Source organism: Azospirillum sp. P4_B5 (genome assembly GCF_056402275.1).
The window spans coordinates 19,581-36,985 of the sequence record NZ_JBFUHT010000041.1 but is presented as its reverse complement, the minus strand read 5'-3'; the positions used below and the strand labels follow the sequence as shown (position 1 = coordinate 36,985).

Sequence of the window (17,405 nt, the reverse complement as noted above, 5' to 3'; positions counted from 1 at the left end):
GTCACGGGCGGGCAAACCGGTCGGTCATTTCGGCGTGCATCTCGGCCAGGATGGCGTCGATGTCGCGGGTCAGCGACCAGCCCGGATAATGCTCCTGGAAACGCCGGATGTCGCTGATCCACCAGATGTGATCGCCGATCCGGTTGGTCTCGTCGTAGCTCCAGGCCATCGGGCGGCCGGTCAGCTGCTCGGCCTTGGCGATGGCCTCCGCCATCGAGCAGTTGGAATGGCGCCCGCCGCCGATGTTGTAGACTTCCGCGCTGCGCGGCGCCTGGAAGACGTGCCAGAAGGCGTTCACCAGATCGAAGGAATGGATGTTGTCGCGCACCTGCTTGCCCTTGTAGCCGAACACGCGGTAGGGCGTGCCGGTGACCGCGCATTTCACCAGATAGGCCAGGAAGCCATGGAGCTGGGCGCCGGAATGGCCCGGCCCGGTCAGGCAGCCGCCACGGAAGCAGGCGGTCTTCATGCCGAAATAGCGCCCGTATTCCTGCACCATCACGTCTGCGGCCACCTTGGAGGCGCCAAACAGGCTGTGCTTGGTCTGGTCGATGCTCATCGCCTCCGGGATGCCGTGGGCGGCCCAGGGGTGGGACGGGTCCAGCTCCCAGCGGTTCTCCAGCTCCACCAGCGGCAGCGCGTTCGGCGTGTCGCCGTAGACCTTGTTGGTGGAGGTGAAGATGAAGGGCGCGTCCGGGCAATGGCGCCGCGCCGCCTCCAGAAGGTTCAGCGTGCCGTTGGCGTTGACCGAGAAGTCGGTGAAGGGCTCCCGTGCCGCCCAGTCGTGCGAGGGCTGGGCCGCCGTGTGGATCACCAGCGCGATGGACGCGCCGTACCGCGCGAACAGCGCGTCGATCGCGTCCTGGTCGCGGATGTCGGCGGTGACGTGCGTGTAGGACGGGTGCCGCTTCTCCAGCCGCTCCCGGCTCCAGGCCGTGCTCGCTTCGTCGCCGAAGAAGTAACGGCGCATGTCGTTGTCCACGCCGACGACGTCGAACCCCTTCTCCGCGAAGAAACCGACGGCTTCGGCGCCAATCAGGCCGGCCGAACCGGTAATGATGACCACGGACATTGATGGCGCTCCTTACTGATGGGCTGTGGAGCGATGCTGCGGTTTCCTGTCTGCCCGCATCGTCCCGCGTCGTCCTAACACAACTCTGCCCTACCGCAGAACCGGTTCCAGAATGCCCCGGTTGTCGGTCAACCAGCGGAAGATATCGTCCAGGACGACATCCACCGGGCGCGCCGGTTGCCAGCCGGTTGCGGCACGAACCCCCGCGTTGTCGGTCACGTACCAGGGAATGTCGGCCGGCTGTGTCTCGGGCTTTGCGGCGATGTCGATCCGGCGACCGGTACGGCGGGCGCAGGCCTCAGTCAGTTCAGCGAGCGAGACGCTCACCTCCGGGCCGCCGCCGACGTTGAACACCGAGCCCTGGAAGCGGTCCATGCCTTCGATCTGCCGCCGCACGAGGTCGTAGAGATCGTCCACATGCAGCAGATCGCGCACCTGATGGCCTTGCCCTCCGAAACCCGAATAGGCTAGGCCGCCGCCATAGAGGTGCCGTGCCGCCCAGAGCACGACGAACCCCTGATCCACCTTTCCCATCTGCCATGGTCCGGTCAGCACCCCGCACCGGTTCACCACCGCGCGGAGACCGTAGAGGGCTCCGTACTCCTCGATCAGCAACTCGGAGGCAAGCTTCGTCACGCCATACAGGGACCGGCTGCCGCGCAACGGAAAATCGGCGCCGATGCCGGCTGCCGACCAGCCGGGGCCAGCCGCGCCATCGGCTATGGCCAGCCGGTTCCCCCGGCGTTCCAATGGCAAGGCCCGCAGAGGCTTGATGGGGTACACGCGGCTGGTCGACAGGAACACCAGGTCGGCGCCGTGTCGGCGCGCCGCTTCCAGGCAGTTCACCGTGCCGATCAGGTTCGTGTTCACCAGATAGGCGGGACTGCCGTCGTAGCCGGCGTGCACCGACGGCTCCGCCGAGCACTCGATCAGCAGGTCGAAGGCCCCCACCTCGGTCAGGTCTTCGGGGTTGCGGATATCGCCGTGTTGGAAGGCGACGCCGCCCTCCTTCAGCCTCGGCAGGGTCAGTTCAGCACCGCGTCGCCGAAGATTGTCCAGGGCCACGATGTCGTGATCTGGCAGATCGCGCTTCAGCCGCGTGGCCAGATTGGAACCGACGAACCCTGCGCCGCCGGTGATCAGAATGGTCGGACGCCGAGCCGTGGTCATCGAGGGGTCTGCCGATTGGTCGAAAGGGGGCTGCCCAGCCGCCTGGGCATGTCGGGGCCGTCTGGCATGGGCATTCCGGCACGATCTCGGGCGGACGGTTAAGGAATGCTGAATACGGATCCCGGACATCGCATTTGCCTGAGGATCGGTCGGGCAACGTCGTTGGACCATCCTGAGCGTGTTCGGATGCAACAGGGGTTGGTCATCGCCCTCCGCCACCTCGCCCGTCCAATTGAAGGCGACGGCCACCCCGGGCCGACGCAGCCGATCCCGATCACCGGGATGCGGCGGGAGTGGGAAATGGCGGGGAGTGTTCCTTGAAAACGCAACGAGGGCGGTGTATCAGCTGTATATTTCCGCAACTATGGAAAAGTGGAGAAGTGCGCGGCTCACCGTGGTAACGGATACCGGTCGGTTGATGGGTAGTCAAGGGTCATGTCTCTGGCATCAGAAGGATCATTCTCAGATGTTGATCGGCTATTAAAGACATTGGGGAATTCGGACTCTGGAATATGCGCTTTCACAAAGCCCATATAGACATCATGGATAAAAAGTCATTCTTGATGTATGCAATATATTGTTACGGGATATTTGTGTTATTTATATTTATGGGTTTGCATCTCTGCACGCTCCACAAAGACGGCGCCCTTTACGAAAATTTGGGTCATCGCTCGGTTTATAATTTGTAAACCTTCTCGCATAAAAATTTGTCGAACCCGGTTGAGACAAACATTTCCGACCCCACAGGCTGAGATGCCCAGAACGATAAGCTGGTTTCAACACGCTGAGCAGTTGCGCGCCCAAGGGCATCTGGAGCGAGCAGAGGCCGCATACAGGCGTGCAATCGCCGACCATCCGGAGCATCCTGCATCCTGGCACCGTCTGGGCAACGTCCATAAGGCATCGGAGCGCGTGCTTCCGGCAGAACAGGCGTATCGGAGGGCAAATCGCCTCGCCCCCCGGAACACCGAGCTGCTGCGGCAACTGGGCAATGCCCTCAAAGACCAGGGGAAAGCGGACGAGGCTGAAGCGGCCTATCGGGAGGCCCTGGCCTTGGCGCCAGGGGACGCGGCCTTGGCCTATTCCCTGGGAGCACTCTTTTTCGCCGAATGGAGGCATGCCCCGGCACGACAGGCACTGTCCCGGGCTCTAGCTCTGCACCCGCACCACGCGCCGACATTGCACCTCCTGGGATGGCTTTCGAAAGACGCGGAACAGACCGGCATGGCTCTGGCGGCCTTCCGGCGCTTTCTGCTGATCAATCCGGAAGATCCTCTCGGGTGGCGCGCGCTTACCGTGCTTCACCGCGAGGAGGGGCGCTTTGATGCCGCCATGCATGCCATACGGCGTGCCCTGGCCCTGGCCCCGTCCGATCCGAAAAGCCTCTATGAACTGGCCAACCTGTCGGTTGACCACGGGCAGAGGCGTGATGCGGACCGGGCCTTCCGCCGCGGCGCCAACCTGCTCCCAACCTTCGCCGATCTCAAGGCACGGTGGAGCCTGACCCGCTTCGCCGACAACGACATGGCGGGCGGCCTCGACCTCTGTTTCGACGCCCTTGCGTTGCCGGCAGAATTTCGCCGAACGGCGGCATCCGCCTTCGGTAGCGCCACCACTTCACGGCATCGGACCGCGCCGCGCCGGGACTGCGGCGTGACGGTCGCCACATCGCTGATGCCAAAGCGGCTTCCGGACCAACAGGCGGCCGTATCGTCCTGGCTGGCTCTGGGTTTCGACGTCGTTTCAGTGAACGCGCCGGAGGAAATCGCGCGGCTGGCGCCGGACTTTCCGAACGTCCGCTTTGAGGTGGCGCACCGTACCGCCGAGGCGCTGTGCGGCCGCCCATTGATCCCGCTCGACGAGATGCTCCGCGTTCTGCGCGAGGACGCGGCTCCCGTCTGTGCCATTGTCAATTCGGACATCGTGTTTCCGCGGTCCTTGGCGGCAGGCCATGCTCTGGCCATCCTCGCGCAACGGCGCGTGGTGTTTGGCAACCGCCGCAACGTCCGTTCGTTGGAGGACGGCGAGGGTAGGCTGTACAAAGGAGGGTACGATTATTTCCTGTTCGATCGTGAACTCCTCGATTTGTTCAGCGGGACGGAGCTTGTGATCGGTGCGCCATGGTGGGATTACTGGATTCCTCTCGCTGCGGCCATGACCGGCATTCCCACTCTCTGTCCGACGGATCTTCCGGCGCTGCATCGGATTCACGATGTCGGGTATTCCCGCCAGCTTTATCTTCACTTCGGGCGTTCATTGATCTCGGCCGTCGCAAACGTCGCGGGACAATTCCCGCCGTCTTCACCCGTCGCCTCCATGATTGCCCAAGGATTTACAGCCCTGGACCGGGCCCGACAGGCGGCCGCATGGGATCTCACCCATGAGTCCGCGTCTGTCCTGGGGTGCTTTGCGGTGCATGCCATCCTGTCTTGGGCCGACGCCGCACCGATCCACCGGCAGGGCATGGACGAGCAGACGGTCCTCCCCTACGCCGTTGTGGAGGAATGAGAAAGATGGACATGCCCTCCCACGCCCCGTTTTCCGCTGCCGACCGCTGCGCGCGGGATCGCGACCTGATCGTGTTGGCGGCGGATCTGCCGGGCCCGCGCGTCGCCAAGATCGCTCTAGCCCTAAAGCGCGCCGGCAAACGGATCGTGCTCTTGTCGCAAACCGCGCCCACGTTCCACAGCAGCCACGTCATCGACGAGATCCATCAGATCCGCGATCCCGCTGCGGCGGTGGCGATGGCGGCGCGTTACCGGCCACTGGTCTATCACGTCTTCGCCAGTTGGAGCTTCGACATCGCCCGGGCGCTGATCGAGGCGAAGCCGGGCCCAGTCGTCTTTGACGACTACGATGTCCTGTCCGGCATCATGACCGTTCGCCAGGATGCCTTTTACACCCCCCTGATCCCGCGCGAGGAGTATTGCCTTCGCAATGCGGATGGCATCTGCTGTCGATGCCTGGAAACCCAGATTCCCTGGAAGGGCTGGCGAAGGAACGGCATCAGCTTGCCCCCGCGGAAGCTGTTTTTGGACGGCTGCTGGGCTGATCTGCTCGACAGCCCGCGGTTCGTCCCGGCTGGGCCTCTTCCCGCAGAGCCGCATGTGGTCTATGTCGGGAATCTCGTCACCTCCGACGACTCGGCGGATGATCCGTTCAACTTCCATTTCTGGCTTGCCGAGCGTTTCGCAAGGGATCGGATCCATTATCATATTTATCCTCCCGAATCTTTTTCTGAGAATTTCTCCCTTCGGTATCGCTCCTATCTCGATCACATGCAGGAGAATCCGTATTTCCATTTCCACCACCCTGTCGCCTGCGACGCCCTGTCGGCCGAGCTGAGCCAGTACGACTTTGGTATTCTTATACTGTCCCGTGATGTCAAAGGTTTGCCCAATGATTATTATAAATCAGCGAAATATGACGTGTGCATCGGGAACAAAGTTTTTGATTATTTCGATGCCGAGTTGCCGATCCTGGTGCATCCCGGACGTTTTACTCGGGCTGTAGCCACCCGGTACGGGGGTGCGGTCACGCTCCGGCCGGACGATCTGGACCGGCCGCGCGGCTTCCTGGAAAGCCTGGATTATCCGGCTTTGCGGCAGGGCGCGCGGGCATCGCGGAACCGCTATGCGCTTTCCCGGCACACAGACGACCTGATCGCCTTTTACAGCCGCGTTTGCGAGACAGCCTGTGCAGTCCGAGGCTCCAGCCATCCCCGACTGTAAGGGTGCCGGCCCGAAGAGGGTGCTTTCCCAGCCTTTTCCATCCTTCAGTGCGTCGAGGTCACCATGATCCAGCTTCCCCCGCGGCTCTCCTACCTGAACTTTCGTGAAAAGCTTGAGACGCACGCAGGCCGTGTCCTCCATCTTCAGGAAAAGGGGTTCTCTTATCCATCCCACATGACCTTGGGGCTGGTCACCTATTGCGATCAGTTCTGCAAGGGTTGCTACGCCGGCGGATACCGCTTCAATCCCAAGATCGTCTTCACCGCCGGGCTGGAGACATTGAAGAACATCCTGCGGCAAGCCGCCGATGCCGGCCAGGAATACGAGGCCGAAGGGCATCCTCACTATTCCCGTGCGACGCTGGGCCTTAAGGCGGTCACGCTTGTCGGTTCCGGCGAACCGCTGCTTTACCCACATTTGGGCGAGCTCCTGCGGTTCATGAAGCACGATCTCGATCTCGACATCGGCATCTACACGAACGGCAACAACCTGCATGATGAAGTTGTGCGTGATGGAGACATCGGGCCACAGGCGATTGCCAGCTGGGTCCTCGATACCTGCCGGTTCGTCCGCGTGTCCCTCGACGCCGCCTCGCCGGAAACCCACGCCCGGGAGCGGGGCGTCGAAGGTCAGTTCGACCGCATTCTGAAGAACGTTGGCGATCTGGTCGAACGCCGCGAGAAGGCGGGGCGCAACGCCCCGAACATCGGCCTGCAGTTCACCATCGACGATGAGAACGTGCACGAGATCCTGCGGGCCGCCCATATGGCGCGCGACCTTGGCGTCGACTATCTCGCCTACAAGCCCAAATATGTGCCGTGGCATATGCGCCGCGAACGGTGGACCAACCTTCGCCTCGACGATATCCGGGCACAGCTTGACGAGGCCCAGACCCTGGCGACGGAGACCTTCCAGGTTCACGGAAAGTTCAACCAGTTCGCAAGCGCCTGGGGAGAGGAGCTGAAGAACGGCGGCCAGCACTATCAGTCCTGCACGTCGATCTGGCTGTCCTCCTACATGGATGTCGACGTCCAATCGGCCGACCGGCACGCCGCCGACATGCGCTTCTTCGTCTGTGTCAACAAGAGCAAGGATGAGAAGAACGAACGGGGCGAGCCGTTGTGGTCGGCCGGCCCCCTGACCGCGGCGACCGTATTCCGCTCGGCTTGGCGCGAGGGCATTGGCGCCATCAGCGAGCGGATCGACCTCAATCAGTGCATTGCAGGCTGCCGCAACGACCCGTACAATCGTCTCCTCGCCGATATGCTCAGCCGGCCGGTGGCGGAACTGATCGCCAACCGCCGCGATCCCCAGCAGTTTCCGCCCGATGGCCACGTCAATCACATTTGAACCGATCGCACCGGCTCCGGTCGCAAGCAAAGACAGACGCGGATATGGCCTATTCGGTGGTGATCTTCATATCGGGGCGGGGAAGCTACGCCGGCCACGCCGTCGCGTCTCCGGCCCTGCGCGACCTGTGCTTCACCGTGGTCGCCGATCGTCCGCAGGACGATCGCGCGGTGCGCGTGGACCGGACGCTTCCACGCCACGGCACGCCGGATTATTGGGACCGCTTCCGCGCCATCGCCAGCGACGCCGACCTTGTGATGCTGAACTTCAACTGGATTGTTCCCGCAGAGGTTTGCGAAACGCTCCGCGGGAAGCTGATCAACCAGCATCCGGCGCTCCTGCCCTCCTTCCGGGGACTGTTCGTCCAGGATGCCGTGCTGGCCGGCGGGGTGCGGGTGTCCGGTTCGACCTTCCATTTCGTTACGCCGGCGCTGGACGAAGGGCCGATCATCGCACAGACCCTGATTCCCGTCCGGCCCGATGACACAACGGCCAGTCTGGCCGAACGAAACTGGGGGGTGACTCGTCACGCCTATGTGCAGGTGCTGCGCTGGTTCGCCGATGGGCGCGTCCACCTGCACGGCGACGGGCGCGTGGTGGTCGATGGGGGGCGTTACGACCTCGCTCCCTGCGTTCCCAATCTGGAACTGCCGGAGTCGTGATGCGGATCGCGGTCACCCAGCCCAACTTCCTGCCCTGGCTCGGCTATTTCGAACTGCTCGACCAGATCGACGGATTTGTCGTGCTGGACGACGTGCAGTTGGTCCGGCGCTCGTTCATCGTCCGCAACCGCCTGTTCGCGCCCAAGGGCGACGTGTCCTGGTGTTCGGCCAGCGTCGCCGCATGTCCACGGGAAACCACCCTGGACAAGGCCCTGATGTTCCACGGCACGCCCTGGTGGGCGGAGCTCTCGCACCGGATCGAGATCGCCTACCGGCACTGCCCAGAATGGCCTTCGGCGGCGGCGCTGTGTTCCCGGCTCGCCCCCCTTGCTGGAGAGAGTGTCGCAGAATACAATTTTAGGTTGGTAAAAACCATGGCTGACGGCCTGGGCATCCCCTTGCCGCCCTGCTGGTTCGCCTCGCAACTGGAAACCGGGCCGGCCGACACCCCCGAACAGCGCATGCTGGGGATATGCCGCGCCCTGGGGGCCGATGCCTACTGCAACTTCCGCAAAGGGATCGATATCGGGCTGTATACGCCGGCCGCCTTTGCCCGCGCGGGCGTCCGGCTTTACCGGCAGGACTATCGCCATCCCAGCTATTCCCAGCACAGGGAAGGGGGTTTCGTCCCCTATCTCAGTGCGCTCGACATGATTGCCTGTGTTCCCGCCGGGGAACGCGCCGCCCTGGTCCGTGGTGGCCGCCGGTGGGAACCGGTCGATTGATGGAGACAGGAAGCATGAGCATGTTCCAAAAGCGCGACTGGCACGCCCTGAAGGACGACATCGCCGCCTGTGCCCGCGAGTTTGCGTGGTTGTATGAGAAACGCCCCTTCGACAATTCGAACGGGCTCCATGCCATGGGCGCGTTCAACCTCTTCTATCTGATGCGCTCGATCGATCCGACCTTCGTCGTCGAGTCGGGAATCTGGCGCGGCTTTTCAACCTGGATCATCGGGCAGGCGGTTCCACAAGCGCGCGTCATGTGCCTTGATCCGGTTCTCGCTTTCGATTCCTACCTCGATCAGTCGAAATATCTTCCCGTTTATCGCCTTCCTGGCGCCGAGTATTCACATGAGGACTTCTCCGCGCATGATTATCCAATACGCGACGCGGAAACCAGTGTTGTCTTCTTTGACGACCATCATAACAAATTGAGACGGCTCCGTACGGCAAAATTGCGAAATTTTCGCCATATAATATTTGATGACAACATGCCATACCCTTACACTCATTTATCACTTGAGCAAATAATTGCCGAGGGCGGCCGAGAGGATGAGCTTATGGAAACGATAGATACCTATGATATCATGCCTCCACTTTGGGATATTCATCGTAACGGCATCGACATCCCTGGACTTAACATAGAGGGGATCGACAGCCTTAAAGAATTGTTCAATGTACCCACCTCATACACCTGGATGACCTACGTGCGGCTGCGCCGTTGAATTCTCGTCCGGAGGACGAGGCCACAGGAAGGGGACGGCAAGACAATGCCAAGCATGCAAGACGGCCGCAGCGGAACCGGGCGACGCCCCGGTCCACTGAGAATCGTCCAGGTCGACAGTTTCTATCCGTCCTGCATCGCCGGGATTTACCGGGCTCGCCGTGATCTGACCTCGGCACCGTTCGACGTCCAGGTCGGGGCGCTCCTGGGCTCCGGCTTCAGCGCCGCCCACAACATCGCCCCGCATCTGAAGACGCTGGGTTACGATGCGCACTTCATCGTCGCCAACGCTCAGTCCGCCCAGGCGGCTTGGCTGAAGGAGCATGGGCTGTCCGTGCCGACCCACGATGCGGTTCACGAAACCGTGCGGCGGCAGGTCGAAGTCCTCGCCCCCGACATCCTCTACCTGTCCGACATGGTGGATTTCGACGGCCGGTTTGTCCGGTCCCTGGCGCGCCGCCCCCCGCTGGTCATGGGTTGGCACGCGACCAGCATCCGGCCGGGCAGCGACTGGGACGGCTTCGACGTGGTGCTGTCGGGGCTGAGCGGGATGCTGGAGGCGGCGCGTCGGCTTGGCGCGCGCGCCGCGGAAAAATTCATGCCCGGCTTTCCGGAATGGATCGACGACACCGTCGGCGCGATCGAGCCGTGCCACGACGTCGTCTTCGCCGGCTCCGCCTCGGCAGTCCAGCACGCACGGCGCAACCACCTGCTGGCGCGGTTGGGACAGGCCGCGGCACGGGACGGTTTCGATTGCGCCTTCCACCTGCTGGCGCCGCCGGACACACTGCCCTTCGATGTCTCGCGGTGGCAGCGCCGGGAAGTGTTCGGGCTGGACATGCACCGTGCGCTCGGCAGCGCGCGTATCGTGTTCGACGCCCGCAGCTCCATGCTGGCGTCCGAACCGGACGGAACGGTCCGCGATCTGGCGGGAGACGAAACGGCGAACATGCGCCTTTTCGAAGCGACGGGCGCCGGCGCGCTCCTGCTGACCGAGCAGCGCAGCAATCTGTCGGACTATTTTCGCGTCGGAGAGGAGATCGAGACGTTCTCGAGCGAAGGGGAACTGCTCGAGAAGGTGCGCCACTATCTGGATCACCCGGAGGAACGGGCGGCCATGGCCCGGAAGGGCCGGCACCGCTGCCTTGCCGACCACGGCATGCGACTGCGTGTCCATGATTTCGATGCGATCGTCCGGCGGCACCTGCCGGCGGCGGCGTCAACGCTCGCCGCATGGAAGCCTGTGCTTCCGCCCGAGAACAGCGGCGCCGCCGGACCCATCCGCCATTTTTGCACCTATTTCGATTCGGCCTACGCGGCGCGCGGCCTCGCCATGATCGCGTCCATCCTCCGGTTCCTACCGGAGGCGCGCATCCACGTTCTGTGCCTTGATGAGACGGCCCACCGCATCCTCTCCGAGCAGCCGCCGGCCGTGCGGCCGGTGCGTCTTTCCGAGTTGGAGGCGTTCGATCCGGCACTCGCCGACTGCCGAGCGAACCGGTCGCGGGTGGAGTATTACTTCACCTGCACGCCCTGCCTGCCACGCTACGTGATGAGGACGCAGGAGGGGGTCGATCTCGTCACCTATCTGGACGCCGACCTGTTTTTCTTCACAACGCCGGAGGCGATCTTCGACGAGATCGGCGGCGCATCGGTGGCGATCGTCCCCCACCGCTTCTCGCCACCCAACGTGCGGCTGATGGATTACGGGATTTTCAACGTCGCCTGGGTGTCCTGGCGGAATGACCCGGTGGGGCGCCGCTGTCTGGAGGATTACCGGGCCGACTGCATCGCGTGGTGCTTCGACCGGCTGGACGGCGACCGCTTCGCCGACCAAAGGTATCTGGACAAATGGCCGGCCCGTTATCCCACACTGCATGTCCTTGGACACAAGGGCGCCAACCTCGCCCTGTGGAACTGCGACAATTACTCTCTGCGGGAAGAGGAGGGGCGGATCTGGGTCGACGAGATGCCCCTGGTCTTCTTCCATTTCCACGGTGTAACCCATACCGCCCCCGGCGTGTGGGATACCCGCCAGTCCTGGTACCGGGTCAGACACAATCTTCCATTGATCAACGAGGTGCTCTACAAGCCCTATCTCGCCCTTGTTGAGCGGGAGTTCGACCGTCTGGCCTCGCTCTACGGCATGACGATCCCCGGCAACCGCCGCTACACAGACGGCGACGGCGGCTCCAGCCGGCCAGTGCCCGTCTCCGACGGCTACGCCATCACCAGCCGCAAGGCTGCCGCGGGCATCATGAACGATGCATGGACGCTCGCGGACGTCGGGCGATTGCAGGAGGACGCCTACCGGCCCCTGCTGGACGGGATGCGCGCGGGCTCGCCGCGGATCGATCTCGCCGTGGCGGCCGAGGCCGTCCATGCCACCGGCCTGTCCAAGCCAACCCTGCTCGACGTCGGCTGCGCCAGCGGCTATTACGCCGACGTCTTCAACCATCTTCTGGAAACGGCACCACACTACAGCGGCGTCGACCGGTCACCCGCCCTGATCGATCTGGCCAAAACCCTGCGCCCGGAACGGTCCTTCCAGGTCGCCGACGCGACGGCCCTGCCATTTCCCGACGCCAGCGTCGACATCGTCTTCAACGGCGTCGCGCTGATGCACATCGTCGATTACGAGGCGGCCATCGCGGAGAGCCGGCGCGTCGCCCGGCGCTTCTGCATCTTCCACACGGTCCCGCTGACCGCGCGGCGTCCCACCACCTTTCTCCACAAGCGCGCTTACGGGCATCAGGTTGCCGAGGTCATCCTGAACGAAGGCGAACTCCGCCTCCTGCTCACCCGGCACGGTCTGGCGGTGTGCGGCGTCTGGGACAGCGTTCCGTACGACCTGAGTCCCCTGCTCGGCGAGGCGACGCCAACCCGGACATTCCTGTGCGAGGTGACGGAGCGGCGGCCGGCGGACCCCGCGCTGCTGAACATCGGCTGCGGCAATCATTTCCACCGGAGTTGGGTGAATGTGGACGTCGCGCCCTGCGCACCGGCCGTGATGGCCCAGAATGTGGCCGAGACGCCGCTGTCCTTCGCCGATGCGGTGTTCGACGCCGTCTACCATTCGCATGTGCTGGAGCATCTGCCGAAACAGGCGGCCCTGCCGTTCCTGCGGGACTGCCTGCGGGTGCTGAAGCCCGGCGGGGTGCTGCGGGTCGCCGTCCCCGATCTGGAGCGCATCAGCCGAGAGTATCTGCGGTGGCTGGACGAGGCGGACGAAGACCGTCCTGAAGCGGTGGACCGCTACGACTGGATCGTCCTGGAGCTGCTCGACCAAATGGTGCGCAACGAGAGCGGGGGGGAGATGAAGCGTCACCTGCAGCGCGATCCGCTTCCTGCCCAGGACTATATCGTCGGGCGCATCGGAGACGAGGCCATGGCCGCCATCGGTCAGGCCCGTCAGGGCGACGCGGCCTTTTCAGCCTCGTTCCCCCGGATTCCCGCAGCCGAGGAGATCGGGCGCTTCCGCAAGGCCGGAGAGGCGCATCAATGGATGTACGACCGCTTCTCGCTGCGGCGACTTCTAGAGGCGGCGGGGTTCACCGGTTGCCGACTGGTGGGCGCACGGGAATCGGACATTCCCGACTTCGCCTCCTACGAACTCGATGCCAATGCGCACGGCGTGGTGCGCAAGCCGGACAGCCTGTTCATGGAAGCCCGGAAGCCGATGGCCTGACCGTTCTCCCTTATCCGGCCTTATAGAGGTGCTCAGTGAGCGAATCGTGGACGGCTTCCGCCCGGCCCTGGGGGCTGCCACGCACCGGAAGGAAGGCTGATCGACTCATCGGCCTTCCAACGCGTTTGGAATTGACCGACGGGCAGGTTGCGCGGGGCATCGACGCTGTGGCTTGCTCCGTTGGCGTACGATCGATTCCATTAACATTTCCGTCGGCATTTCGACCCATATGATCGTCGATCAATCCCGATTCCACTCTGTTCCGTTGCGGGCATGGACCATGGACACTGCAATTCAGGAAACGCTCGACGCCGCACGCGACCACGTCAGGAGTGGGCAACTCGCGCAAGCCGAGTTTCTTTGCCGCGGCCTTCTGCGGGAGCGGCCCGACCTTGCCGAGGGCTACCTCAGTCTGGGGGTGGCCCTGGAGGCGCAAGGACGGCACCGGGAGGCGGCCGATTGCTTCCGTGCCTGCCTGCCGTTGCTCTACGATCCAAAGAAATACTACAGCCTCGTGCGCAAGGCGCTCGGGCTGTACGTGACCGATGTCGAGGCCAGGGTCGGAGGGGCGGGCGAACCGTTCCGCGCCGGCGATTTCCCCCCGATCTCCGCGGAGGTCGAGGTCACCGCCCACTGCCAGTTGAAGTGTCCGTTCTGCCGGACCGGCGGCGCCCTGCGTTCCCAATACCCCGCCGTGCCGCACGGCCTGCTGTCGACGGACACGCTTGGCACCATCCTGGAACAGCTTCCCTCTCTGTTCCTGGTTTCGCTCTACAATTGGGGGGAGCCGTTCCTCCACCCCGACCTGATCTCCATCATCCGGACGGCGAAATCCTTCGGGACGATCTGTGAAATCAGCACGAACATGCAGATCATGACTCCGGAGCTGGCGGACGGGCTGATCGACTCCGGGCTGGATTTTCTGCGCATCTCCTGTGACGGGACCACCCAGGACGCTTATGGAGCGTACAGAAAGCAGGGCGATCTTCGTAAGGTCCTGGACCATGCGAAGCTTCTCAGCGAGAGGAAGCGGGAAAGGAACAGCAAGTTCCCGATCATGATCTTCCAGATGGTGGTCAACCGCTACAACGAGCATCAGGCCGATGAATTTCCGGCCTTCGCCCATGACAACGGTGCGGACGTCGTCGATGTGGTGCCCCTGTGCCCCATGACGCGGGAGGGCGCGGAGGTTCTGAAGGACTATGAGCCGACGGACGAGCGATTCGCGCGTTTCAACCCGGTGCGCCCCCTGACGGGCTGCCGACAGCCTTGGCACCACGTCAGCTTCGACTGGAACGGAGACGTTTACACCTGCTGCAACCCGTCCGGCATGACGCATCTGAAGATGGGGAACATCAAGGACACGGCCTTCTCCGAAATCTGGAGCAACGATAAGTTCGCCTACGCCCGCCGTCTCATCCAGACCGCCAAGCTCGAGGAGAACGACCACGATCTGGCCTGCATCGAGATGTGCTACGAACGCGAGTTCCGCGGCGGCTGGTACGCCGCACCGGCCGAGAGGTCCGGCGATCCTTCATAGCGCACAGGGTGTCGGCGGCGAGCCGGGGAGAGCAGCATGGCCATCATCACGCAGACGTACGGCTCCTACGCGGCCGCCCTCACGGCGTGCGGCGACACCGGCTATGACGACGACCGGATCGCGGAGGTCGTCGTTCGGAAAACCGCTGCCGCCCTCAACGGCGCTTCCGACAGGGTGGTCCCTACGGACCCTCTGGCTCCGCTTTTGCTGTCCATCGAACGGGCGCTCAGTCGGCGGACCGACCGCCTCTTGCGGGTTCTGGAATTGGGTGGTGGTGCCGGGGACCACTATTTTACCGTCGCCCGCATCCTGGGCGGCATCGACCTGCGCTGGACGGTGGTCGAAACACCGGCCCTCGTGCGGCGCGCGGCAGCCACCGCCGCCCTGAGGACAAAGGGATTGGCCTTCACCTCATCCCTCGCGGAGGGGCGCGCCGGCTTGCAGACGGTCGACCTCCTCTATTGTTCGGCCGGGCTGCAATATGTCCCCGACCCGGAGGCGACCATGGCCGAGATGGTTGGCGTGGGCGCCCCCAGCCTGCTGCTGGCCCGTTTCCCGATGCTTGACGGCTACCGCCGCGTCGGCGTGCAGACCTCCATGCTCAGTGCGAACGGGCCTGGACCGATGCCGTCCGATCTGAAGGACAGGGCCGTCCATTACCCCGTCACCTTCCTGCCGCTTCCCACGCTGGACAGCGGCTTCTCCGGAAGCTACCGGACCATCGTGGAATTCACGTCGCCAAGCGCGGACTACACGCTCGAAGGCCGGCGGATACCGGGGGGAACCCGCTTGATGGAACGCAAATCGCCGCTGGTCGGAGGGCTGGGATGATCGGCCGCCTGGCCTGCATTGAGCGTGGGCATGGCTTCTCCTATAATGACCCGCTTTCTCGGAAACACCCTCCCTCCTCGTCCGGAACACCGTCATGACCACAGGCCAGCAGAAGGAGCAATCGGCGCCTGCGCGCAGCGCCGGGACGATTGACGTCGACGCTTGGCGCGGACGGATCCGCGAGGATGCCATTTCCAATTATTTCTACGAGATGGGTCTCGCTCTGCGACGGGAAGGCAGCCTCGCCGCCGCCGCCGACCACTTCCGCCGCGCCGTCGATGCCGCCCCTGGCATGGTGGAGGCCCATTTCCGACTTCACCAGACGCTGACGAAACTCGGCCGGGATGCCGACGCGACGGCCGCGTTCCGGCACGCCCAAGCCGTCGACCCGCATTTCCAGGCTAGGGCGCTGTTCCGGATCGGCCGGGATCACCTGCGGAACGGCCGGCTGGCGGAAGCGGAAGGCTCCCTGGCCGCCGCGGCCCGCGATTGGCCCGACTGTTCCCTGCTTCCGGTCTATTCGGCCATGCTTCTGACCCGGCAGGGCAAGTTCGACGAAGCGGCGGGGCGGCTCGACGGCATCGCCGCAGATGGCGCCTCCGGCCACGGCGACACTGCCGACGACCTGGTCGAGGCCGGCAATGCCGCCTTCACGGCGGGATGCTGGCCTCTTGCCACACGCTTCATGGAACTGGCCGACGCCATCGACCCCGAATCCCCGCAGGTCCGGCTGGCGGTCGCTCTGACCCGGCTCGGCACGGGCGATCTGTCCGGCCTGGAACGGTTGCTGTCGGACGTCGGCAGCACAAAATGGTTCTCTCCGGCGGCTCTGGCACGCACGATGCTGCCCATCGGGCTGGCCCTCTACAATTTCGGCCGGCCGGCCGAATCCGAATGGGTGCTGCGCCGCGTCCTGGAGCTGAATCCTGACGAGGACGGCAACGCCCATATGTATCTGGGACTGGCGCTGCTGGGGCAGGGCAGGGTCCCCGACGCGGCGGATGCGTTGCAGACCGCGGTTGGCATTGCCCCCCACAACGCACAGGCACACGCCAATCTCGGCCTCGCCCTCCAAGCGGCCGGCCGCTATGAAGAGGGCATCGCTGCGGGCCGCCGCGCCCTCAAGGAGGCCGTTCCGTCGTTTGACATGCGCAGGCATCTCGGCTCGCTGTTGCAGTTCGCCGGGCATCTGGACGAGGCGGCGGCAATTTTCGAGCACGACGCGGCGGCCGACCCCTGGAGCGCACTTCAGCTCGCCATGGCGGACTTGGCGCGCGGACGCTTGCCCGAAGCCGAAACGGCCGCGCGCGATGCTTTGGCACGGGAACCGGACGCTGTTCAGATGGCGGCGGGACTGGGTCTGGTTCTGCACGCCAGAGGTGATCTTGCCGCCGCCGCGGACGTTTACGATCGCATGACCCGCTCCACCATGCTGGCCGGGTTCCAGTACAGCAACGTCGGGCTGCTCGCGCAATCCATGGGCCGTCTGGAGAAAGCGGAGGCCATCCAGCGCAAGGCCGTTTCCATGGCTCCGAACCTGTCCTGGCCCCGAACCAACCTCGGCTTGGTCCTGCTCGAGACGGGACGAGAGGAGGAGGGGATCGAGGCCATTCGAACCGCGGCGAGGGCGCAACCCTATCTTCTCTGGTTCCAGATGAAACTGCGCCCCTGGCTCGGGACGACGCTGTCGGATCTTTACCGACGTCTCAACATCGACCTTCCGCCGCAGGCCCATTGACCGACTGTTTGCGCTGCGCCCGGACGCCCGGCGAGAACGATGATGCGGCTCGCCTTCGGGATCGGCGGCGTCGGCAAATTGATCTTTCCGTAACAAACGGGCGGTAAAACAGCATCGAGGGGCACGGTGACCGGAAACGGGTCCGATTTCGCCACACCTCGACGCGAAGGAATTGGA

At 64.0% G+C, this 17,405-nt stretch carries 12 protein-coding genes; 10 read left to right on the top strand and 2 right to left on the bottom strand.

The features are described from left to right. Position 1: 1 nt before the first annotated feature. On the bottom strand, positions 2-1,072 hold the full coding sequence (locus AC1DVI_RS25310) for an NAD-dependent epimerase/dehydratase family protein (protein ID WP_476960320.1): 1,071 nt from the start codon (positions 1,070-1,072) through the stop codon (positions 2-4). Between the two features lie 90 nt (positions 1,073-1,162). Continuing rightward, positions 1,163-2,242: an NAD-dependent epimerase/dehydratase family protein gene (locus tag AC1DVI_RS25305; RefSeq protein ID WP_476960319.1), complete on the bottom strand. Its 1,080-nt coding sequence runs from the start codon at positions 2,240-2,242 to the stop codon at positions 1,163-1,165. A 753-nt stretch (positions 2,243-2,995) separates the two neighbouring features. Here AC1DVI_RS25305 and AC1DVI_RS25300 point away from each other — a divergent pair. The 10 genes from AC1DVI_RS25300 (at position 2,996) to AC1DVI_RS25255 (ending at position 17,228) form a co-directional block, all read left to right on the top strand. Beyond that, positions 2,996-4,750: a tetratricopeptide repeat protein gene (locus AC1DVI_RS25300; RefSeq protein ID WP_476960318.1), complete on the top strand. Its 1,755-nt coding sequence runs from the start codon at positions 2,996-2,998 to the stop codon at positions 4,748-4,750. Between the two features lie 5 nt (positions 4,751-4,755). Continuing rightward, positions 4,756-5,973, top strand: a complete 1,218-nt coding sequence (locus AC1DVI_RS25295; RefSeq protein WP_476960317.1) for a glycosyltransferase family protein — start codon at positions 4,756-4,758, stop codon at positions 5,971-5,973. 63 nt (positions 5,974-6,036) lie between these two features. Further along, entirely contained in the window at positions 6,037-7,323 is a 1,287-nt protein-coding gene (locus AC1DVI_RS25290; RefSeq protein ID WP_476960316.1) for a radical SAM protein, read from the top strand. A 44-nt stretch (positions 7,324-7,367) separates the two neighbouring features. Then, positions 7,368-7,985, top strand: a complete 618-nt coding sequence (purN, locus tag AC1DVI_RS25285; RefSeq protein WP_476960315.1) for a phosphoribosylglycinamide formyltransferase — start codon at positions 7,368-7,370, stop codon at positions 7,983-7,985. Beyond that, the gene (locus tag AC1DVI_RS25280) at positions 7,985-8,710 is read left to right on the top strand and encodes a WbqC family protein (RefSeq protein ID WP_476960314.1); all 726 of its coding nucleotides are present in this window, start codon (positions 7,985-7,987) and stop codon (positions 8,708-8,710) included. Before purN ends, AC1DVI_RS25280 begins: the two co-directional genes overlap by 1 nt. Before the next feature lie 14 nt (positions 8,711-8,724). Next, a complete protein-coding gene (locus AC1DVI_RS25275) occupies positions 8,725-9,432 on the top strand; it encodes a hypothetical protein (protein ID WP_476960313.1) in 708 nt (235 codons plus the stop codon). Positions 9,433-9,486: 54 nt separating this feature from the next. After that, positions 9,487-13,119, top strand: coding sequence for a methyltransferase domain-containing protein (locus tag AC1DVI_RS25270; RefSeq protein WP_476960312.1), 3,633 nt, complete (start codon positions 9,487-9,489; stop codon positions 13,117-13,119). A 280-nt stretch (positions 13,120-13,399) separates the two neighbouring features. Continuing rightward, a complete protein-coding gene (locus AC1DVI_RS25265; RefSeq protein ID WP_476960311.1) occupies positions 13,400-14,659 on the top strand; it encodes a radical SAM/SPASM domain-containing protein in 1,260 nt (419 codons plus the stop codon). A 36-nt stretch (positions 14,660-14,695) separates the two neighbouring features. Continuing rightward, complete coding sequence (locus tag AC1DVI_RS25260; protein ID WP_476960310.1) at positions 14,696-15,490, top strand: methyltransferase, TIGR04325 family; 795 nt, start codon at positions 14,696-14,698, stop codon at positions 15,488-15,490. 94 nt (positions 15,491-15,584) lie between these two features. Further along, positions 15,585-17,228: a tetratricopeptide repeat protein gene (locus AC1DVI_RS25255; protein WP_476960309.1), complete on the top strand. Its 1,644-nt coding sequence runs from the start codon at positions 15,585-15,587 to the stop codon at positions 17,226-17,228. Positions 17,229-17,405 lie beyond the last annotated feature (177 nt).